Here is a 19,016-nt window from a genome sequence, read left to right as displayed (position 1 = left end):
GCACATCATGAAGGCGCGAAATCTGCTCGCGGTAAGCGACCTGCATGTCGCCTACGCCGAGAATCGACGCTTCGTCGAAGAGTTCCGGCCCGAGTCGGAGGAGGACTGGCTGATCGTCGCCGGTGACGTCGGCGAGTTCGCCGAGGACATCGAATGGGCGCTCACTCTGCTGGCCCGCCGCTTCGCCCAGGTCATCTGGGTGCCGGGCAACCACGAACTGTGGACGCCGAAGGACGACCCGATCCAGCTTCGCGGTGACCACCGGTACCGGTATCTCGTGGATATGTGCCGTCGCCTGGGAATTCGCACGCCCGAGGATCCGTACCCGATCTGGGACGGGCCCGGGGGGCCGGTCACCATCGCGCCCCTTTTCCTCTTGTACGACTATTCGTTCCGCATTCACGGCATGGCCACGAAGGAACAGTCGCTGGCAATGGCGTACGAGACCGGTGTGGTGTGCACGGACGAGATGCTGTTGCATCCCGACCCCTATCCGAGCCGCGAGGAATGGTGCTGGGCCAGAGTGGAATCGACCGAGCGCCGACTGGCGGCGTGCGATCCCGACTACCCGCTCGTTCTCGTCAATCACTATCCGCTGGTACGTCAGCCCACCCGCGTCCTGCGTTATCCGGAGTTCGCCCAGTGGTGCGGGACCGAGCTGACCGCCGACTGGCACCTCAAATACCGGGCGGCCGTGGTCGTGTACGGCCACCTGCACATCCCACGCACGACCTGGTACGACGGAGTTCGCTTCGAGGAGGTTTCGTTGGGCTACCCGCGGGAGTGGCGGCGACGGAGTGCGATTCCCCGCCCGGCGCGGTCGATCCTCCTGGCCCGCGAACTCACGCCATGATCGAGGACCTGCTGCCCGGCGCGATCATGTCGTCGGAGGCGTTCGACGACTCGCAGCCATGCGCCTTGTTCGCCGCCGAGCAGGCCGTGATCAGCGGGGCGGTGGAGAAGCGCCGCCGCGAGTTCACCACGGCGCGCTGGTGCGCCCGCAACGCGCTCGGCCGTCTGGGTTACCCGCAGGTGCCCGTGGTGCCGGGCGCCAAGGGCGCGCCTGTCTGGCCCGCCGGCGTCGTCGGCAGCATCACCCACTGCGCCGGATACCGTGCCGCCGCCGTCGCCCGGTCGAGTGACATCACGACCCTGGGGATCGACGCCGAGCCGAACAAGCCGCTGCCCCCCGGCATCCTGGAGGTCATCGCGGTCGACGAGGAGGTGCGCTGGGTGACGGATTTCCTGCGGCGCGACCCGTCGGCGAGGTGGGACCGGCTGCTGTTCAGCGCCAAGGAGGCCGTCTACAAGGCGTGGTTCCCGCTGGCCCCGCTGCGGGAGCCGCGCCTCGACTTCACCGAGGCGTCGATCACCTTCGATCCGGTCGAGGGCGGTTTCCTGGCCCGGCTGCTGGTCGAGGGACCACGGCTGCGCGACGGCAGCGAGTTGCGGGAGTTCTCCGGCCGCTGGCTGGTACGCCGGGGTCTCGTGATCACGGCCATCGCGGTCATCGCCACCCCTCAGGACGCCCGGGACACCCCGGGAACCGCGGACGACCTCAGGCTCACCCAGCACTAGGAATTTTCCTAGCCGAGTGTCTTTAGGCTCGGGTTTCGGTCGATTTCCGCGGCTGAGAGGACCGGGTATGTGTGGGATCGCGGGTTGGGTGTCATATGACGCGGATCTGACTGAACGGCAAGCCACGATCGACGCGATGACCGCCACCATGGCGCTGCGCGGGCCCGACGCATCCGGAACCTGGGTTGAACGGCACGTCGCGCTCGGTCACCGAAGGCTCGCGGTCATCGACCTGGACGGTGGCGTGCAGCCGATGGAGTTCGCCACCCCGAACGGCCCGGTGGTCCTGATCTACACCGGCGAGGCCTACAACTTCATCGAACTGCGCAAGGAACTCCAGGCGCGAGGGCACCGGTTCCGTACGTCGAGTGACACCGAGGTCGTATTGCACGGTTATCTCGAATGGGGGGAAAGCGTTACCGAGCACCTCAACGGGATGTACGCGTTCGCCATCTGGGATGCCCGTGATCAGAAGCTTGTCCTGATCCGCGACCGGCTGGGGGTTAAGCCGCTCTTTTATTACCCGACCGGCGACGGCGTCCTGTTCGGATCCGAACCAAAGGCGATTCTGGCCAACCCGCTCGCGCGCAAGGCAGTCGACATCAACGGAATACGCTCGGCGGTGTTGGCCGCCGGGGGCCAGTCGATCTGGAAGGGGATGCACGAGGTCGAGCCGGGCACGGTCGTCACCGTCAAGTCGAGTGGAATTCACACCAGGACGTACTGGAAGCTCAGAACGGCACCGCACACCGATGACCAGAAGAGCACGGTCGAACGAATCCGGGAGTTGCTCGACGACACCGTCAACCGGCAGTTGATCTCGGATGTGCGTCAGTGCGTTCTGCTGTCCGGTGGGCTGGATTCCAGCGCGATCGCCAGCCTCGCATCGCGCAAGCTGACCGCGAAGGGTGATCGGGTACGCACGTTCTCGGTCGACTTCGTGGATCACGTCGATCGTTTCAGACCGGATGCATTTCGGACCACCCCGGACGCGCCATTCGTCAAGGACATGGTCGACATGATCGGGCCGGTACACCAGCAGGTGGTGCTGAGCGCGGAGAATCTGTCCGATCCGGCCGTTCGCCGCGCCGTGATCACGGCTCGGGACACACCGAGTGGTCTTGGCGAATCGGATATCTCGATGTATCTGCTCTTTCAAGCGATACGCGGCGAATCGACGGTTGCGCTCTCCGGCGAGGCCGCGGACGAGAACTTCGGCGGCTACCAATGGTTTCACAACAACATCCGCGAAATCCCCATCTTTCCCTGGATGGCGGCGCTACTCAGCGCGCAGGCCGGCAACCCCGCCCTCATGCCTTTCACCGCGGAAGCGCTGGCGGCCATGAAATTGGAAACCTATCTGGGGGACGAGTACCGGACGGCCGTGGCGGCTGTCGATCACCTCGACAACGCGTCGCGTATCGAGCGTCAGATGCGCGTCATGTTCCACATGCACCTGACCCGCTTCCTGCGGATGCTGCTGGACCGTAAGGACCGCCTGTCGATGGCGGCCGGTCTTGAAGTCCGGGTTCCGTTCTGTGATCACCGTCTCGTCGAGTACGTCTACAACACGCCGTGGAAGCTCAAGTCGTTCGACGGCAGGGAGAAGAGCCTGCTGAGGCATGCCGTGAAGGACCTGCTTCCGCCGTCGGTACTCAATCGGAAAAAGAGTGGCTACCCGACGATGATGCATGACAGTCGCTTCTCGAACGCCCTGCTGCTTGAGGCCAAAGAGGTGCTGGCGGAACCCCATAACCCGCTGTTCACGCTGTTCAACCGAAAATGGGTGCAGTCGGTGGTCGAGACGGACTCCTCGAAGATCGCGCACGGCGAGAAGCTCCTGCTCGACAAGATGATCGACATGTACTACTGGATCGACATCTACTCGCCCGAGCTCTCCCTGTCCTGACCGCCCTGCCGCAGGCCATCCTTCAGCGGCTCCCGCCACCGCGGATGTGGGTTCGTTCATTTCGTGATGTCCAGAAACCTTGACGACCCACAGACCCGGATGTAAACACATACGAAACACCATTGAAACGGCGGTGAAACCACATGTACGCCGAGGAACGGCAGCAGGAGATCCTGCACGCGGCCCGGACCGCCGGGCGGGTGGACGTGGTCAAGGTCGCGGAGCAGTTCGGCGTCACGACGGAGACGATCCGCAGGGACCTGACGGTTCTTGAGCGCGCGGGTGTGTTGCGGCGCGTGCACGGCGGGGCGATCCCGGTCGAGCGGCTTGGCTTCGAGCCCGCTCTCGCGGCGAGGGATGAGGTCATGACGGCGGAGAAGGAGCGCATCGCCAAGGCGGCGCTGGCCGAGTTGCCGCAGGACGGCGCCATCATCATCGACGCCGGTTCGACCATGAGCCGCCTGGTCCAGGCACTGCCCACGGACCGTGAGCTCACCATCATCGTCAACTCGCCGCCTCTCGCCGCCGCGTTGGCCACCCGTCCCGCCCTCACGGTCCTGATGCTGGGCGGCAGGGTCCGGGGCCGCACGCTCGCCACGGTCGAGGACTGGGCGCTCGAGCAGCTCTCGCACCTGCACGTGGACGTGGCCTTCATGGCGACGAACGGCTGCTCGGCGACCGGAGGGCTGACCACGCCAGACCCGGCCGAGGCGGCGATCAAGCGGGCGATGATCGGCTGCGCCCAGCGAGCCGTGCTGCTGGCCGACCACACGAAGTTCGCCGGGAGCTACCTGGCCCGCTTCGCCACCCTGGCGGAGATCGACATGATCATCACCGATGCCGGGCTGGACTCGAAGCTGGCCGCCGGTCTGGCTGCTGCGGGACCCGAGATCGTCCAGGCGTGACACTCACCCTCTTCGACGTCGGTTCCCTGGCCCTGCCGCTCATGCCCGGGGGATGAGCGGCGCATTCCCCCCACCAGGCGGTCCTCGCAGGGTCCGCCCACCCCGAAGGAGTACATCAGTTGGCCACCCCGTATACCCCCACGGTTCAGGGAACCGGAATCCGGGCCACGATCCAGCGTTTCGGCGGTCACCTCGCCGGGATGATCATGCCGAACATCGGCGCGTTCATCGCCTGGGGCCTGATCACCGCCCTGTTCATCCCCACCGGCTGGCTGCCCAACGAGACACTGGCCGCCCTGGTCGGCCCCATGATCAGCTCCCTGCTGCCCATCCTGATCGGCTACACCGGCGGCCGGATGGTGCACGGCCAGCGCGGCGCCGTGGTCGGCGCGGTCGCCACCATGGGGGTGATCGTCGGCAGCGAAGTCCCGATGTTCCTGGGCGCCATGATCATGGGCCCGCTGGCGGCGTACCTCATCAAGAAGGTGGACGCCTTCACCCAGGCGCGCACCCGCGCGGGCTTTGAGATGCTGGTGGACAACTTCTCCGCCGGCATCGTCGGCGGCGCGATGGCGGTGGCCGGCGTGTTCGGCATCGGGCCCGTCGTCGAATGGCTGACCGAGCGGGCCAGCGAGATCGTCGACTTCCTGGTCGGGCAGCAACTGCTGCCGCTGGCGTCGATCCTGATCGAGCCCGCCAAGGTGCTGTTCCTCAACAACGCGATCAACCACGGCGTGCTCGGGCCGCTCGGCGTGGCGCAGGCGGCGGAGACCGGCAAGTCCATCCTGTTCATGCTGGAGACCAACCCCGGCCCCGGCCTGGGCCTGCTGATCGCCTACATGCTGTTCGGCCCCCGCTCGCTGCGGCCCAGCACCCCGCCGGCGATGATCATCCACTTCCTGGGCGGTATCCACGAGATCTACTTCCCGTATGTGCTGATGAAGCCGCGCCTGATCCTGGCCGTGATCGCCGGCGGCGCCTCAGGGATCTTGACCTTCCTGGTCACCGGCGCCGGTCTGGTGGCGACGCCGTCGCCGGGCAGCATCTTCGCCTATCTGGCGGTGACCCCGAAGGGCGGCTGGTTCGGCGTCATTCTCGGGATCATCGTGGCGGCGGGGGTGTCGTTCATCGTCGCGTCGGCGCTGCTGGGCTTCGGCCGCGGCTCCAATGACGAGGAGACGGCCGGCACCGAGGCCGCGGCACAGGAGGCGTGAGTTCCAGGTATCCGGCCCGCGCTACGACCGGCGCGGGCCGGTTCCCTATGAATTACTCCAGGATGAAGGCGGCGCTTCCCCGGAAGGCGGTCGTGCCGTCGTCGCGTTCGACCCAGACGGTGCCGCCGCGGTGCCGGAGGTAGTAGCCGGGGAGGTTCGCCGACTCCAGGGAGACGGTGCCTGTCCCGGTCAGGCCGGTGCGGCGGGTGAAGGAGGCGTCCGCGCGGAACTGGGCCGAGCCGTCGTTGCGTTCCACCCAGGCTTCGTAGTTGCGGTGCCGGAGGTAGTAGCCGGGGAAGTTGGTCGATTCCAGGGAGATCGTCCCGGTGCCGGACAGGCCCGTGACGATCCGGAACTGTGAGTCGGCCAGCGGGGTGACGTTCGGCTCCAGGCGGGCCCGGTACTCCCAGTGGCGTACGGCGCGGCCGGGCTGGTCGTAGGACATCAGCCGGACAGGGGTGGCGCCGTCGGGGACGGGGAGGCCGAAGTCGGGCGTTCCGTCGGCTCGCCAGTACACCTTCTGGACGCGGGTGCGGCGGTTGGGGTCGTTGAGCGGGTCGCCGGTGATGTCGCGGTAGTTGCGATCGTGGTAGACGAGGATGTCGCTCTGGCCGTCCTCGGAGAGAGTGAAGGAGTTGTGGCCGGGGCCGTACTGGCCGGTGGACGCGTTGGACGTGAAGACGGGGTTGGCGCTCTTGACCCAGGAAGAGGCCTGAAGCGGGTCGGCGGTGGCCTGGGCGGTGAGCAGGCCGAGGCAGTAGTTGGCGTCGGTGGCGCTGGCGGAGTAGGTCAGGAACAGGCGGCCGTTGCGCTGGATGACGGCAGGGCCTTCGGCGACCTTGTAGCCGCGGGTCTCCCAGGCCAGGGCCGGTACGGTCAACCGGGTGGTCGGCCCGGTGATGGTCCAGGGGTTGGCGCCCATCCTGGCGATGTAGAGGTTGGAGTTGGTGGCGATCCCGGGTTCCTGCTGGGCCCAGATGAGGTAGCGCACGCCGCCGGCCACGAAGGTGGAGGCGTCCAGGGAGAAGGTGTCCCACGGGGTGGTGATCCGGCCGCGCTCGGTCCAGGCGCCGGTCAGCGGGTTGGCCGCCGAGCTCTCCAGCACGTACATCCTGATGCGCCAGATGTCGTCGGTCCGGCCGGCGGCGAAGTAGACGTACCATCTGCCGTTGATGAAGTGGATCTCGGGCGCCCAGATGTGGGCGCCCATCTCGCCGCTGGTGTGCTTGCGCCAGATGACGGTCTCCGGAGCGGTCGCCAGTCCCTGGATGGTGGTCGCGCGGCGCAGCACGATGCGGTCGTACTGCGGGACGGTCGCGGTGAAGTAGTAGTAGCCGTCGGTGTGGCGGAATATGTGCGGGTCGGCCCGCTGGGCGGCGATCGGATTCGTGTACTGCGCGGCGGGCGAGGCGTGGGCGGCCACAGGCAGCAGCAGGAGGGCGAGAAGGCCGGACAGGGCGGCGGCCAGGCGGCGGGTCGGGGACATCGGCTCGTCCTTTCGGCTGGTCAGGCCAGCGGTGAGGTCACGGTGAAGGAGGCGTCGGAGGCGAACACCGACGTGGACTCCCTCAGGTCGAGCCGCATCGCGTAGTTGTAGTGGCGTAGGAAGCGGCCGGGGAGGTTGTAGGACTCGAAGGAGATGGTGCCGCCGCCCGCGAGCCCGGCCCGGCCGCAGAAGGTGGCGTCGCCCTTGAAGATCGCCGAGCCGTCGTCGCGTTGCAGGGTGAGCGCCATGGTGTAGTGGCGCAGGTAGTAGCCGGGGGTGTTCACCGACTGGAATGAGTAGCAGCCGGAGTTGGCCAGTCCCGGGGTCACGGTGAACGTGGCGCTCTGGCGGTCGGCGAGGGGGCTGGTGGCGCTGAGCGGGTCGATGTAGGCCAGGTTGCTCCGGTGGCGTACATATCGGTCGGGGAAGTTGGCCGAGCGCAGCGACCGGTTGCCGGTGGGGACGGCCGTGGTGTCGCCGACGTCCTCGCGCAGGACGGTGAAGTGCCGGGCCACGCCGGAAAGGCCGGCCAGTTCCACCTTGCCGCCGAAGGACGACAGGTTGGAGCTGTCGGCGTAGTAGTACCGGCCGCCGGTGTAGTTGTCGAAGTACAGCCGCCACCGGCCGTCGGCCAGCCGCGCCAGCGCCGGCCCTTCCAGCCCGGAGCCCCAGCCCGCCCAGTTACCGGTCCCGGTGAACTGCCAGGGGCCGTTGAGCGAGGTGGCGGTGGCATGCTCGATGTACTTGCTCGTCTCGTTCTTGAGGAAGTTGTGGTACGTCCCGCCGACCTTGACCACGAAGCTGTCGATGTAGTTGGCCGGGATGCCCAGCGCGACCGGCGCGGTCCAGGCCGACAGCGCGGTGTTGGCAGCCGTGATCCGGTACGGCCGGAACTGGCCGGCGGTGCCGGTGGTGGACGCGGAGAAGATCACGTGGACGCTGCCGTCGGAGTCCTTGAACCATTCAGGTGCCCAGGTGCTGCCGGTGGAGCCGTTGAGGCCGACGGCGACGTTGCGCAGGAACGTCCAGCTGACGGAGTCGGCGCTGCGCGCGAAGCCGATCGTGTCGCCAGTCCAGTTGGTGGTGTAGACGAGGTAGTAGTAGCCGTCGGTGTGCCGGATCACGCTCGGGTCGCGGATCAGTCCCGACGGTGGGGTGTACGCGTTGGCCCGGACCAGGTTGTAGTTGGTGGCGTTGAACGAGTCGTAGACGTACATGTTCGACTCGCTGCTGTTGGTGAACGCGGTCATCAGGTAGTGCGGGACCGGCCCGGCCGCGTGGGCGGCGGCGGGCTGGAGGATGCTGACGGCGACGGCGGCCAGCAGGGCGAGGCCGGCTGCGATGTTCCGGGTCCGATGACTCCTGGGAGCGCGCATGAGACCGTCCTTGTCCTGGGACCACGGAGAATGTTTGCGCTAACATTCACCACCGCCGGGACGCCGTGGTGATTTGGAGGTTCGGCCGTATTCGTAACGCGACCCGACACGACTGTCAATCCCCGAGGCAGTCCGAGGGGGTCCGCGGAATCGCCGTTCGCGTGATCTATTGGCGGGGTGGGGGCCGGTGGATCTGGTGCAGTCCCAGCGGTGCGGGGGGAGGCAGGGGTTCGGTGTGGCCGGCCTGGAAGGACTGGAGCAGGTAGGTGACCAGGCGCCGGGAGGCGGCCAGTGAGACCTGCTGCGACTCTCCGACGATCCCGCTGTTGGCCAGGAACAGCAGGATGACGTCGGTGTGATCGAAGTCGTCGCGTAGTTGCCCCGCGTCTTTGGCACGCCTTATCAGCTGAGCGAGGCCGTTCTCGGCGCGGGTGCGTTCACGGTCGTAGTCGATGGCGTCGGGGAACTGGGAGAGGAACGCGCTGGTGAAGCCCCGGTCGGTGGCCTGCATGGTGCACAGCTTGTCGATGGCGGAGCAGAACCCGTGCCAGGGGTCGGGGTCCTCCAGCGCCTCGTCGAGGACCGCGACGCAGAGGGCGAGTTGCTCGGCGAAGGCTTCGGTGACCAGAGCCGCGCGGGTGGGGAAGCGCCGGTAGAGGGTGGCGGCGCCGACTCCGGCGCGGCGGGCGATCGTCGTGAGGGGGACGTCGATTCCCCGGGTCATGAACGCCTCGCGGGCGGCCGCGAGGATGCGGTCGCGATTGTGCTGGGCGTCGGCGCGTAGCCCTGTAGCCGCAGCGGGTGGTCGGCCTGGGTTCTGAGACGGCTGAGCAGCCATGTCTCTCACTTTAGTGCAAGTGGATGGTGTCGTCCGTTTACGGCATTAGCTTGGTTGAGCGAGCGAAACATCTTTTCGCCCGCTGCTCCCGAGACAGAAGCAGGACCAGACCGTGAACCAGATGCGCGCCGCCCTCTTCGACCGATACGGGCCCCCGGATGTGCTGTACGAGGGCAGGGTGCCCGTGCCGGAGATCAAGCCCGGCGAGGTGCTGGTCCGTGTCCACGCGGCCAGCGTCAACGGCGGCGAGCTGGCCGGCCGGGCCGGGAAGCTGCGACTGGTGACGGGACGCCGCTTCCCCAAGCGCATGGGGATCGACTTCACCGGCGAGATCGCCGAGGTCGGCCCCTCGGTGACCGGAATGCGGGAGGGAGCGCGGGTGTGGGGATTTCTGGGGCGGACGTTCGGCAGCGCGGCAGAGTACGTGGCCGTTCGCCCCCGGCAGATAGCCCTCGCCCCCGGCAACCTCACCCTGGTGGAAGCCGTCTCCCTGCTGGCGGGCGGCACGACCTCGATCACCGCCCTGCGCGACAAAGCCCGCCTCAAGCCCGGCGAGCACCTGCTGGTGCGCGGTGCCAGTGGAGGCGTCGGCAGCGTCGCAGTCCAGCTCGGCAAGGCCTTCGGCGCTCACGTCACCGCTCTCGCGGGCCAGAAGAACCTCGACTTCGTTCGCAGTCTGGGCGCGGACGAAGTCCTGGACTACAGGACGACCCACCCCTCCGCGCTGGGCGCCTTCGACGTCATCATGGACACCGTCGGCACCCAGCACCCCGCCTACCGCCGGCTCCTGGCTCCGGGCGGACGCATGGTGGCCATCGCCTTCGATCTCGAGAACCTCCTCACCAGCGTCTCCTACATCCTCAGTTCGACCGTCCACGGCTCCCGGCGAGTGCGCTTCTTCAGCGGCAACCCCCGGCACGAACTGTTCGCCGAACTGACCCGCCACGCACAGAACGGCGACATCCGCCCCGTCGTGGACACAGTCCACCCTCTCGCCCGCATCGCCGCCGCTCACCGCGCCCTGGAGGCCGGCGGTGTCCGCGGAAAGCACGTCATTCAAATCGTGTGACTCACTGACATCGAACACTAACCCCCGAATGGCTCAGCGAGGCTGCGGTTTCCCCGTAGTGACTCTGCTGGCGGTGTCATCGTTGTGTCAGCGCGGTGGCCATGAGCTGGCGCAGTTCTGGCTGGTTCAGATCGTTGGTTTGATGGATCTTGATGTGGCGGTGCACCTTGCCGGCGCCTTCCACGGCCTGCCGTGTGTGGTGCCGCTGCAGGGCGCTCGTGGCCTTCTGGGAGGCTTGAGCACGAGTCGCGACTTCTTGGTCTTCGTGTGGCTACCTTCCCGGTACTCCGCCTCGTTCTCCGCGCTCATCGCCGGGGTAGCGGGGTCCTGGCATCCTACGATTCGGCCCAGCGGAATTGGATGAGTTCCGCCGGGCCGTCGATCGAAGACTGCCCCCGGGATGCACACCCTCTACGCGCGCAGACGCGCGGACGATTACAGGTCGTGTATCTCCGGGAGTGCGTGTCAGTGTTCCGGCTCGACCTGTTCGACCGGGCCGGTAAGCACAGCCTGTTCGGCCGGCGCTTGTCACCGAAACGCGGAACGCTGATCGCCCTCAGTCTCGCCCAGTGAGAACGCCCTCAGCCCCGCCGAAATAGGAAACGGAAGCGCGATTTAACTTTTGCTCCAAAAGCCCGGGTTTTCCGGCGGCTCCTCCGGCTGCGGTGTATCGAACTGGACCGGGGTTTGCTCGGGAATAGGGCCGGGATGGGTGTCCGACTTGAATGACGACGCTGTGTTCTGGATGTGCGCAGCTAGTTCGAGGAAGCTCTGCGTGGTCTGTTTTCCTAGACTTTCCTGGGCACTTATGAGGCGAGTCGTCTCTTCTTGGACGGTCGCCAAGTTTCTCGCTATTTCTTCGTGGGCGCCCCCCAAGCGTCTCGCGATCTCTTCCTGGGTGGCCGCCATGTGCTTTGCGACCTCTTCCTGGTTGGCCGCTATGCGCCGCACGGCATCTTCGAGATCCGTAGCGTACTTCTCGAACGGGCTTACCGCTGCGACCTGCTGCTCTTCGGCTTCCCGTTGTACTACCTGGGCATGGACGCGCGACAGGCGGTCATGCCACTCTTCGAGACTGACAGCGTAGTTGTTAATAACAGCTACGCTCTCGTCCCAGCCGTCCTCGTTGAAGTGGGCCTGTAGCTCTTTCGCTGCCTGCGTACGCGATTCTAGGGCTTGGATTTCTGAATCCAGCGTAGCTTTGATCTCGTCGAAACTAGGCATGAAGTTCCTTCCTCCTGCTTTCCCAGGAATCGGTGATCGAAGGCCAGTGCTCCCTACTATCGGCGTAGATCGTGTGTTCCGAAAGCCTTCTCTTCGATACATTCTGCCGAGTCGCGTCGATTGGCTGATCAGGAGTCCCATCCTGTCACAGGATCAGCATGAGCTAACAATAGTGGGCTGTACACATTTCGTCTTTCTGTGTCCTCCTCTTTGATTTGTGTGCGCGAATTTAAGCAATATGGCATGTCTTCCGGCAAGACTGAATGAGCGTTTCTCTGTAACCCTCGATTGCTCTACGTGATTTTCGGCTGGCCCTCGCGTCTCGCGTCTCGACCCGGCCACCGGGATCGCCGCCCAGCTCGACAGGATGGGCATCACCTAGCTCAACGACGTTTTCGCACGGACCATCTCGGTCACGTGTGTGCTTCCGTGGCCGACCAGAACGGCCTCTGTTCGGCCTTGATCTCCACGTGAGGGCACAGCAGGGCGACGAACTACGTACGAGCTCCTGGCGTTACAAGATCGAAACTCTGCGTGGTCGTCGATGCCTCGTGTGGACGCGTCTAACGGGACGACTCCGCCCGATGGAGGGGAGCTCCATGGACGCCCACCGCTCTACCGGCGATCTGATCGCCATCCTGTTTCTCGCCGCCGGAGGCACCGCCCTCATCTCCTTCCTCACCTTCCCCCTGGCGGGTGCCCCCTTCGCGGGTGTGTCCACTGGCATCGATGTGCTCGGAAGAGGCCCGACCGGCCTGGCCTCGCTCATCTGGAGCATCCCGCTCACGGCCAGCATCACCGTCGCCCTCGGCGCGTGGCTCCGCCTAGCCCTCAACGCAACCTCCACCGCTGTCCGCACAGCATCCGCCTTCGTCCTGTTCTTCACCGTCCCGTCCCTACTGCTCTGGAGCCTCCCGATCGTCTTGTCGCTGCCCGATCACGTTGACCTCATAAGCAAATTCCTCGAGACCGGTTACTGGCTCGTCTTGACCGCCCTGACCTTCGCCGCCATAACCGCCCTGGTCGGCATATGCCGCCCCTACGCCCCTGTCGCCATGACCGACTAGGCATCAGCGTCGGAGCATAAATCCCGACATAAGGTGACTTCGTAGAAACTTGTGTTGCTTGTCTGAGTTGTTGTGGTAGAAAAGCACGTCGGGGGTCCCAGGTTTCCGTACTGCTTCGCTCTCGCCGTTGATGTGTTCCCTTCGGTGTGAAGCGTGCGCCCGTTCGTTCATCTTCATGTGGTCGCGCGACCGACGCCGTTCATCTCCCGGAAAGTTCGATCGCGGCGGCCATTGTTATCGGCATGTGATCCGGGGGCCTCAAATTTCCGTCCAAGTGAAGGGATTCGTGTGAAGCGTTTAGTCGTCGCGGCCGTCGTGGGCGCGGCTGTTCTGCTGGTGCCCGCTGCGCCAGCCGTCGCGAAAGCCGATCCGGTCAAAGCGCTGAAGGCGCGGTTCGCGGCCGGCAAGGGCGTCAAGGTCAGCAACCTGATGAAGATTTCCACCGGCGGGGAGGTGTGGGCCACCATGCGCGAGGTCGGCTCCGTCGGTTTCGGGCGGAGTGGGGTCGCCACCACCGATATCCAGGACAAGCCGCAGTACAGCAAGGCGTTCCTCGACATGCTGCCGGAGGCCGACCGGGAGGAACTGCGGAAGACCGTGGGAATTACGCGGACGATTTCGACGTCCAGGTACGCGTACATCTCGGGGGCGCGGGTCAAGAATTATCTCCCAGAAGGGAAGACGTGGGTCCGGCGGTTCTCCGGCACTCCCGTCCCCGGTTCGCTGCTGGTCAATCCGTTCGAGCCGCGTACGCTGGACAAGATCATCGACCGGGCCGGTTCGCGGCAGGGCAGCGTCCTCAAGGGCTGGATCGCCAGCTCGAGCCTGGCGAAGATTTCGCCGTCGTTCCGCGCCTCTTTCGGGTCGGGTGCCAAGACTCGTGACGGCAAGGCCGCCAAGGTGAACTACATCGTGTGGCTGGATGCCCGCGGGCTGGTCAAGCGCGTGTACGCCACGATGACGGTGCACATCGTGGACACCCCCATCACGTACGCGTCGGACGGTCGCGTGAGCGGATGGGGTGGGAAAGTGGTGATTTCCGCGCCGCCGGCGGGTGAGGTCATCGACGAGGGGCAGCTGGCGGATGGCGCTCTCGACGACCCCGGTCCCGTTCAGCTGGACTTCTGATCGGTCATCAGAAGGCCCCGAATATTCGGATGAACCCGGGAATTTAATCCGATAGCGTATTGAGTGCTTCAGGTGCGAAAGCTCCGGTTACTTCTCTTTAAACCAGACCGTACCGGTGCTGTCTGTGATCTCTGAAGCACCCAGCGATTCTTGTGAATGCGTCAGATGTGGTCGAGCACTGCGATGAGTGGGCGCGGTACCCGGTCGAGGTCGATTGCCTCGGCCATCAGACGTGCGTAGCGGAGTTTGCCGCCCGAGCGTCCTCCCATCAGGCGGCGCAGCTGGTCGTACAGGCTGCGTCCCCGCTGCGCGGGTTGCCGCTGCAGGGTGCGAAACGACCGGAGTTCACCCTCCGCGTCCACGATCTGCTCCACACGCTCGGGGCCCAGGGCACGGATCAACTCGTCTTCGAGGTCGGCCGAGCAGACGAAGAAACCCAGTGCCTCCAGTTGTGGGCGCGACAGTCCAGAGCCCAGCCCGGCTCGCTGCAGTCCGCGCTGGATGAAATGCTCCTCGGCGACGTCGTAGAGTCCGGCCAATCGGATGTCCAGCCCAGCGGGACCGTACCGGTCGAGGAAATGGCCGATGTTCGTCGCGCCGCCCATCGCCACCACCCTGACGCCCTCGGCCGCGAGGTCCCTGCCACGTCGCCTGGCCAGCACCTCAAGTGCGGACCGGTCGCTCATCCCCTCGACGAGGAGGACCGTGCGCGGCACGGCCTCTGTCACGACTACCACCGGCTCGACGATAGCCACCAACCCCATCCCGGCGCCCGCGATTTTTGCTGCGGAAGACCGGCAAGCCTGACCTTTGTGTCCTACCTGTGACCAACCGACCTCCCGCCTTCTGAGTCCAACGGGGTGACGGGGAACACGATCGGTGGCACGGGGAGTAACGGGATGAAGATCAGGATTCTGGTGGCACTGGCGGTCATGCTGGCCGCCGTGCTCGGGGTACAGGGGACGGCGCAGGCCGAGCACGGGCACGGCGACAGCGTCCGCTACGCCTCGGCGAAGGGATGCGTCAAAAAGAACGGCGCCGTCGTCCCGTGCGGGACATGGCGGCTGGTGACGCACCACGGCAGGGTGATCCTGCTGAAGGACGCCCAGCTCAGAGCGCTCAACAAGCAGGGCGATCCGGTGACCGACTCGACCGCGCCGGTGGCGGTCAGCGGCAACGGGCAGAAGATCGCCTATTTCAGGAAGGACGGGCGGCTGGCGGTAAGGTCACTCGACGGCAAGGTCAGGCTGCTGCCCAAGGACACGCTGCCCAGGAAGACCGCCCAGTACGACGTGACGCTGCAACTGTCCGACGACGGCGCCGTGCTCGCGGTCACCGCCGGCAGGACGAAGCTGTTCGACACCGCCTCGAGCACGCGGCTCGGCCGACTGCCCAAGCGGCGCTACTTCATCGGCTTCAGCGGCGACGGTGAGAAGATGCTGACCAGCAGCGACACTGACGGCTCCCTGAGCGTCTACGACCTGTCCGGCCACCTCCTGCGTAAGGGCACGCCGCCGCCGCTGGTCACCGACAACGGTCCGTACGCGCTGCACGCCGACGGCAAGACGATCGCCGTGCTGGTGGCCAACCGCAAGGTCGCGCTCTACGACCTGGAGTCCGGCCTTGTCACCGGCGACCAGCGGATCAAGCTGCCCAAGGACGGCACCGCGCACAAGCTCGACTGGACCGGCGACAACCAGGTGACGCTGCACGTCTCGCAGGAGTTCGGGAGCGCCCCGACCCGGATGACGGTCCTGCAGCACGACGTGAGGTCCGGCGCCACCACGGTCCGCGACAAGTACAAGCTACTCAAGGACACCTTCGTCTACGCCGCCTGCGGCGGCTGAGACTTGCTCTCCACAGCGGCCAAGGCGGCCGTGCGACTGCGGCCACAGTCCGCACCTGTCCGCGCTCGGCACCCACCTGGCCGAGTCGTCCGCCCTACGAACGGTCCCGTTTCCTTCGCCTGGGGGGCACTTCCCACCGCGTTCGGAGCCATTCCACTCCCGCATAGAAGGCCACGATTCCCGGCAGCGTGTAAAACGCGGACCCCCAGCCCTGCATGAGAAATACATTGAACGCGGCGGCGACCATGGGAGGGCTAAGAAGTCCCCAGGTACGCCATTGCGAAGCAAGAATCCAGAACGCTGCACGATGAAAGCGGTGGAACCGCGGCTTGTCTGGATCTAGCAATGCCGCTCGTAGCTGATATACCCGTCGCAGCTGATGGACCGCGTATATGACCTGCATCAGGCGGGTGGCCTTCGCTTCGGCGAGGTCGTACAGCTCCGTGTGGAGTTCCTCTGTGTAGCGACCACGGTGATGTGCGGGCAGCAGCCGGGTCAGGGTGTCGACCAATAGTTCGGCAGATCGTGCAACGGATTGGTGCAACACAGCAACATCGACTGCTGATTGCTCCTCGCTTCGCCGATCCGCCTGTGTGAGTTCAATTGCCAGGCGGCGGGCCCGGTCGAGGTCGAGGCCCAGGTCGAGGGCACGATCTCGTACGGTGGTCAGCGTGCTGACGAGCCTCTGCGCGGGCTCCAGAATGTGCGAGCAGGAGCGTCCTCGGGAAAGGACGCGGGCCCGCTTGGCCGCGCGGTGAAAGGAAGGTTCGCCAATGAGGTTGCGGGCCAGGATTCTGGCGCGATCAAGACTGCTCGCGATGCTGGGAGCGCTGGCATCCTCGGTCGCGGCTCCTATGACATCGGCGATGCTTCCGGCATGGTTGAGCGAGAGGTTGAGCGCTACCAGGATCTCGCGGGAGTATGCGAGATCGCGAGCACGTGTGAGGGCGTCGGCGAGGTCGTCGTTGTGTTTACGTGCACGAGAGAGTGCAGCGGTCAGGCTGGCGATGATGGCGTTGTCGAGGACTATTTCCTCGGCCGCGGCGTTGATCGGTTCAGTCACAGGGCACCACCCGCGACGCCGGGACGTACTCCAAGTATCCGCCCGACCTTCGTGTGGGCATTGGCAAGAGCCAGGCGCGCCTGCTCGATGCCATCCGGGGTCAGGTGGTAGTACCGGCGGCGGGGGCGGCCCTGCTCGCTCGGGTCGATTTCCTCGAACTGTGACTCAAGCCAGCCGACGCCTTCGAAACGGGCGAGGATCGGGTGAATGGTTCCACTGGCGAGTCCGGCGGCTTCGCAAATCTCCAGCCCATACATCTCGCGCGTCGGATCTTCGAGGAACGCGCGGAGGACAAGCTGGGTAGGAATGGTCATCCGGGGGTTACCCATACACTAACTCTAGCTAGGGGCTAGGTAGAGAACAAGTGTGAGAGTTGAAGGAGTTACACCTCGCCCCGGGGCGTCGCGGCCCATCCGCGTTAGGAGCGCGTATGTCGTGGGCGCTCTGGAACGCCGCGGGGTGCGCCCGGTTAGCCGAGTGACCGGTCGAATCGGGAGGCTGGCATGCTGGACCCGTGAGGTTCCCCGAATTCCGGATGCGAATTCCGGATGCGCTCTCGGATGGGTGGAACATGGCCTTCGCGTCGGCCTTCATGGTCGTCCGATCTCCTGGTCGCGTGCCGTCCGGTCAGCCTGGAGCACGCGCGTGAGATTCACTCGCGAGGAATTGGAGGCGTTTCGCGGGGGCACATTGCCCGATCTGCTGGGGCCCGACGTTCGGCTGCTGTTCGTCGGTATCAACCCTGGCCTGTGGACGACTGCCGTACAGGCTCATTTCGCCCGGCGGGGCAATCGCTTCTACCCTGCGCTGTTTCGAGCGGGCATCGTTGACCGGCTGATCGACGCGTCCGCGGGGTATGCCCCCGACGATCTCGCGCACCTGCGGGCGAAGGGTATCGGCATCACCAACATCGCCGCCCGGACGACCGCGCGCGCCGACGAGCTGAGCGCGGAAGAATTGATCGCCGGAGGCCGGTCGCTGGCTGAGCGTGTCCTGGATATCGGCCCGAAGGTGGTGGCGATCCTTGGCATCACCGCCTACCGCACGGCTTTCGCACGTCCACGAGCGGTCGCCGGCCCTCAAGAGGAAGATCTCGGGGGTGCTCGGCTCTGGGTCGTGCCGAATCCCAGTGGCCTGAACGCTCACAGCACGGTCGCCAGTCTGGGCCACGCCTACCGTGAGGTCGCGCTGGCAGCGGGAATCACCTGCGGCAGGTAGAGCGGGTTCCAGCTACGGCCGCCGCCAGCGCGGTGATCAGCGCGGCGGGCACGGTAACCCAGGCCAGCCAGTACGGGACGGCCTGCGAGGAATGATCGTAGAGCCTGGGTCCGACGGTCAGGTAGACCGACCAGATCAGCAGCGGACCCGCCATGCCCGCGACGACTCCGGACCCCACGCTGGTGTTCTGGTACGCCGCTCTCGCGGCCACCACGGAGACCAGGACCATGGAGACCAGGACCGCGGGGATGAACTGGTCCCACTGTATGCGGACCTCCAGCCGATTGCTCGTCACCAAGGCGACCGTGACGGCCAGGACGTAGGAGACCAGTCCGAGCCTCGTCCCACCGTGCCGGAGTCCCGCGGCGGACGCAGCCGCGCCGATGCCGCCGCCGGCGAGAGAGGCCAGGAGCGCTACGGTGGGGGACTTGTCGGTCACGCCGAGCGCTTGGGCGTACTGCAGTGGCCCTGCTGTCACCGCGCAGCCGAGCCAGGCGGCGAGGGGGAGTGCCAGGAAGCGTCCGCGTCCGCCAGGGAGCGCGGCGGCGGCCGCCGTGGCGATCACCACCGCGGCCGCGGGGTACCAGGTGGCGCTGGTGAGATCGCGATACCAGGCCGGGCCGTCGAAGGGGTGGTAGTCCTCCCACAGGGTCATCTCCAGGGCCTTGGCCGCGATGAGCTGCCCGCACCCGAGCGCGGCGGCGGTCAGTGCGGCGAGACCCACGGGCAGCACGGCCGGCCGCCCGGCGGTCTTCGGAGGCAGTCCTCTGGCCGCGATCAGATAGGCGAGCACCGCACCGACAGGCCAGCCCGGCCAGCCGGCCATCTGGTCGGCGAAGTCAAGCGCGTCGGGGGTCTCTGCGAAGATCTGGCCGATCAGAACCGCCGACACGCTGCCGCACAGCGTGGCCAGAGCCGCCCGCGCGGCTTCCCCGCAGAGCAGGAACCCCGCCGCCAGGCCTGTCAGCACTCCAGCGAGTTCGAGGCGACCAGGCAGCAGGAGAAGCATGGACAGGCCCGGCGCGACAAGGATCACGAGGACAACGGCTCGGACGTTCGACATTCGCCCAGAACATCATGGGATTGCTGGGTCT

The 19,016-nt window shown here is 66.1% G+C and carries 18 protein-coding genes; 10 read left to right on the top strand and 8 right to left on the bottom strand.

Annotated elements, in window-relative coordinates; all coding sequences use genetic code 11:
- The first annotated feature begins 7 nt into the window (after positions 1 to 7).
- From Aple_RS14845 to mtlA, 5 genes are all read left to right on the top strand, one after another.
- Positions 8 to 853, top strand: coding sequence for a metallophosphoesterase family protein (locus Aple_RS14845; protein ID WP_155345162.1), 846 nt, complete (start codon positions 8 to 10; stop codon positions 851 to 853).
- Positions 850 to 1,578, top strand: coding sequence for a 4'-phosphopantetheinyl transferase family protein (locus tag Aple_RS14840; protein WP_155345161.1), 729 nt, complete (start codon positions 850 to 852; stop codon positions 1,576 to 1,578). The genes Aple_RS14845 and Aple_RS14840 overlap by 4 nt, the downstream gene beginning before the upstream one ends.
- A 67-nt stretch (positions 1,579 to 1,645) precedes the next feature.
- Positions 1,646 to 3,487: an asparagine synthase (glutamine-hydrolyzing) gene (gene asnB / locus Aple_RS14835; RefSeq protein ID WP_155345160.1), complete on the top strand. Its 1,842-nt coding sequence runs from the start codon at positions 1,646 to 1,648 to the stop codon at positions 3,485 to 3,487.
- 143 nt (positions 3,488 to 3,630) lie between these two features.
- Positions 3,631 to 4,392: a DeoR/GlpR family DNA-binding transcription regulator gene (locus tag Aple_RS14830; RefSeq protein WP_155345159.1), complete on the top strand. Its 762-nt coding sequence runs from the start codon at positions 3,631 to 3,633 to the stop codon at positions 4,390 to 4,392.
- A 119-nt stretch (positions 4,393 to 4,511) separates the two neighbouring features.
- Complete coding sequence (gene mtlA, locus Aple_RS14825; RefSeq protein ID WP_155345158.1) at positions 4,512 to 5,606, top strand: mannitol-specific PTS transporter subunit IIC; 1,095 nt, start codon at positions 4,512 to 4,514, stop codon at positions 5,604 to 5,606.
- 52 nt (positions 5,607 to 5,658) lie between these two features.
- On the opposite strand, the gene Aple_RS14820 is transcribed toward mtlA, so the two are convergent.
- The 3 genes from Aple_RS14820 to Aple_RS14810 all read right to left on the bottom strand — a co-directional run bounded on the left by Aple_RS14820 (position 5,659) and on the right by Aple_RS14810 (position 9,306).
- Positions 5,659 to 7,092: a family 43 glycosylhydrolase gene (locus Aple_RS14820; RefSeq protein ID WP_155345157.1), complete on the bottom strand. Its 1,434-nt coding sequence runs from the start codon at positions 7,090 to 7,092 to the stop codon at positions 5,659 to 5,661.
- 20 nt (positions 7,093 to 7,112) lie between these two features.
- A complete protein-coding gene (locus Aple_RS14815; protein WP_155345156.1) occupies positions 7,113 to 8,468 on the bottom strand; it encodes a glycoside hydrolase family 43 protein in 1,356 nt (451 codons plus the stop codon).
- A 166-nt stretch (positions 8,469 to 8,634) separates the two neighbouring features.
- The gene (locus Aple_RS14810) at positions 8,635 to 9,306 is read right to left on the bottom strand and encodes a TetR/AcrR family transcriptional regulator (protein ID WP_155345155.1); all 672 of its coding nucleotides are present in this window, start codon (positions 9,304 to 9,306) and stop codon (positions 8,635 to 8,637) included.
- A gap of 121 nt (positions 9,307 to 9,427) precedes the next feature.
- On the opposite strand from Aple_RS14810, the gene Aple_RS14805 reads away from it, so the two are divergent.
- Positions 9,428 to 10,375, top strand: a complete 948-nt coding sequence (locus tag Aple_RS14805; protein ID WP_155345175.1) for an NAD(P)-dependent alcohol dehydrogenase — start codon at positions 9,428 to 9,430, stop codon at positions 10,373 to 10,375.
- A 615-nt stretch (positions 10,376 to 10,990) separates the two neighbouring features.
- On the opposite strand, the gene Aple_RS14800 is transcribed toward Aple_RS14805, so the two are convergent.
- Positions 10,991 to 11,599 (bottom strand): hypothetical protein, encoded by a 609-nt coding sequence (locus Aple_RS14800; RefSeq protein ID WP_155345154.1) that lies wholly within the window; start codon positions 11,597 to 11,599, stop codon positions 10,991 to 10,993.
- 599 nt (positions 11,600 to 12,198) lie between these two features.
- Here Aple_RS14800 and Aple_RS14795 point away from each other — a divergent pair.
- The gene (locus Aple_RS14795; RefSeq protein ID WP_155345153.1) at positions 12,199 to 12,666 is read left to right on the top strand and encodes a hypothetical protein; all 468 of its coding nucleotides are present in this window, start codon (positions 12,199 to 12,201) and stop codon (positions 12,664 to 12,666) included.
- A 288-nt stretch (positions 12,667 to 12,954) separates the two neighbouring features.
- Complete coding sequence (locus Aple_RS14790; RefSeq protein ID WP_155345152.1) at positions 12,955 to 13,794, top strand: hypothetical protein; 840 nt, start codon at positions 12,955 to 12,957, stop codon at positions 13,792 to 13,794.
- Between the two features lie 161 nt (positions 13,795 to 13,955).
- Here Aple_RS14790 and Aple_RS14785 read toward each other — a convergent pair whose 3' ends face one another.
- Positions 13,956 to 14,531 carry a TOPRIM nucleotidyl transferase/hydrolase domain-containing protein gene (locus tag Aple_RS14785; RefSeq protein ID WP_246264469.1) on the bottom strand — a complete coding sequence of 192 codons (576 nt, stop codon included), beginning with the start codon at positions 14,529 to 14,531 and terminating at the stop codon, positions 13,956 to 13,958.
- Between the two features lie 162 nt (positions 14,532 to 14,693).
- Between Aple_RS14785 and Aple_RS14780 the strand changes: the two genes are divergently transcribed.
- Positions 14,694 to 15,641, top strand: a complete 948-nt coding sequence (locus tag Aple_RS14780; protein WP_155345150.1) for a WD40 repeat domain-containing protein — start codon at positions 14,694 to 14,696, stop codon at positions 15,639 to 15,641.
- Between the two features lie 94 nt (positions 15,642 to 15,735).
- On the opposite strand, the gene Aple_RS14775 is transcribed toward Aple_RS14780, so the two are convergent.
- Complete coding sequence (locus Aple_RS14775; protein ID WP_155345149.1) at positions 15,736 to 16,704, bottom strand: hypothetical protein; 969 nt, start codon at positions 16,702 to 16,704, stop codon at positions 15,736 to 15,738.
- Entirely contained in the window at positions 16,701 to 17,033 is a 333-nt protein-coding gene (locus Aple_RS14770) for a PadR family transcriptional regulator (RefSeq protein WP_246264468.1), read from the bottom strand. Before Aple_RS14770 ends, Aple_RS14775 begins: the two co-directional genes overlap by 4 nt.
- 361 nt (positions 17,034 to 17,394) lie before the next feature.
- Here Aple_RS14770 and Aple_RS14765 point away from each other — a divergent pair, with 361 nt between their 5' ends.
- Entirely contained in the window at positions 17,395 to 17,922 is a 528-nt protein-coding gene (locus tag Aple_RS14765) for a mismatch-specific DNA-glycosylase (RefSeq protein WP_246264466.1), read from the top strand.
- Here Aple_RS14765 and Aple_RS14760 read toward each other — a convergent pair.
- On the bottom strand, positions 17,906 to 18,985 hold the full coding sequence (locus tag Aple_RS14760) for a hypothetical protein (RefSeq protein WP_155345148.1): 1,080 nt from the start codon (positions 18,983 to 18,985) through the stop codon (positions 17,906 to 17,908). The genes Aple_RS14765 and Aple_RS14760 overlap by 17 nt on opposite strands.
- Positions 18,986 to 19,016 lie beyond the last annotated feature (31 nt).

The sequence above is a fragment of the Acrocarpospora pleiomorpha genome (assembly GCF_009687885.1).
Taxonomy (GTDB): domain Bacteria; phylum Actinomycetota; class Actinomycetes; order Streptosporangiales; family Streptosporangiaceae; genus Acrocarpospora; species Acrocarpospora pleiomorpha.
Note: the sequence above shows the minus strand (reverse complement) of the source record. Positions and strands in the feature narration are given on the sequence as shown.

What these genes read in the sequence shown, in the direction of transcription:
- Aple_RS14805 (WP_155345175.1), top strand. Translation starts at nt 9,428, where the DNA reads ATGCGCGCCGCCCTCTTCGACCGATACGGGCCCCCGGATGTGCTGTAC.
- Aple_RS14800 (WP_155345154.1), bottom strand. Translation starts at nt 11,599, where the DNA reads ATGCCTAGTTTCGACGAGATCAAAGCTACGCTGGATTCAGAAATCCAA.
- Aple_RS14815 (WP_155345156.1), bottom strand. Translation starts at nt 8,468, where the DNA reads ATGCGCGCTCCCAGGAGTCATCGGACCCGGAACATCGCAGCCGGCCTC.
- Aple_RS14760 (WP_155345148.1), bottom strand. Translation starts at nt 18,985, where the DNA reads ATGTCGAACGTCCGAGCCGTTGTCCTCGTGATCCTTGTCGCGCCGGGC.
- Aple_RS14795 (WP_155345153.1), top strand. Translation starts at nt 12,199, where the DNA reads ATGGACGCCCACCGCTCTACCGGCGATCTGATCGCCATCCTGTTTCTC.
- Aple_RS14830 (WP_155345159.1), top strand. Translation starts at nt 3,631, where the DNA reads ATGTACGCCGAGGAACGGCAGCAGGAGATCCTGCACGCGGCCCGGACC.
- Aple_RS14845 (WP_155345162.1), top strand. Translation starts at nt 8, where the DNA reads ATGAAGGCGCGAAATCTGCTCGCGGTAAGCGACCTGCATGTCGCCTAC.
- asnB (WP_155345160.1), top strand. Translation starts at nt 1,646, where the DNA reads ATGTGTGGGATCGCGGGTTGGGTGTCATATGACGCGGATCTGACTGAA.
- Aple_RS14840 (WP_155345161.1), top strand. Translation starts at nt 850, where the DNA reads ATGATCGAGGACCTGCTGCCCGGCGCGATCATGTCGTCGGAGGCGTTC.
- Aple_RS14780 (WP_155345150.1), top strand. Translation starts at nt 14,694, where the DNA reads ATGAAGATCAGGATTCTGGTGGCACTGGCGGTCATGCTGGCCGCCGTG.
- Aple_RS14770 (WP_246264468.1), bottom strand. Translation starts at nt 17,033, where the DNA reads ATGGGTAACCCCCGGATGACCATTCCTACCCAGCTTGTCCTCCGCGCG.
- Aple_RS14810 (WP_155345155.1), bottom strand. Translation starts at nt 9,306, where the DNA reads ATGGCTGCTCAGCCGTCTCAGAACCCAGGCCGACCACCCGCTGCGGCT.
- Aple_RS14820 (WP_155345157.1), bottom strand. Translation starts at nt 7,092, where the DNA reads ATGTCCCCGACCCGCCGCCTGGCCGCCGCCCTGTCCGGCCTTCTCGCC.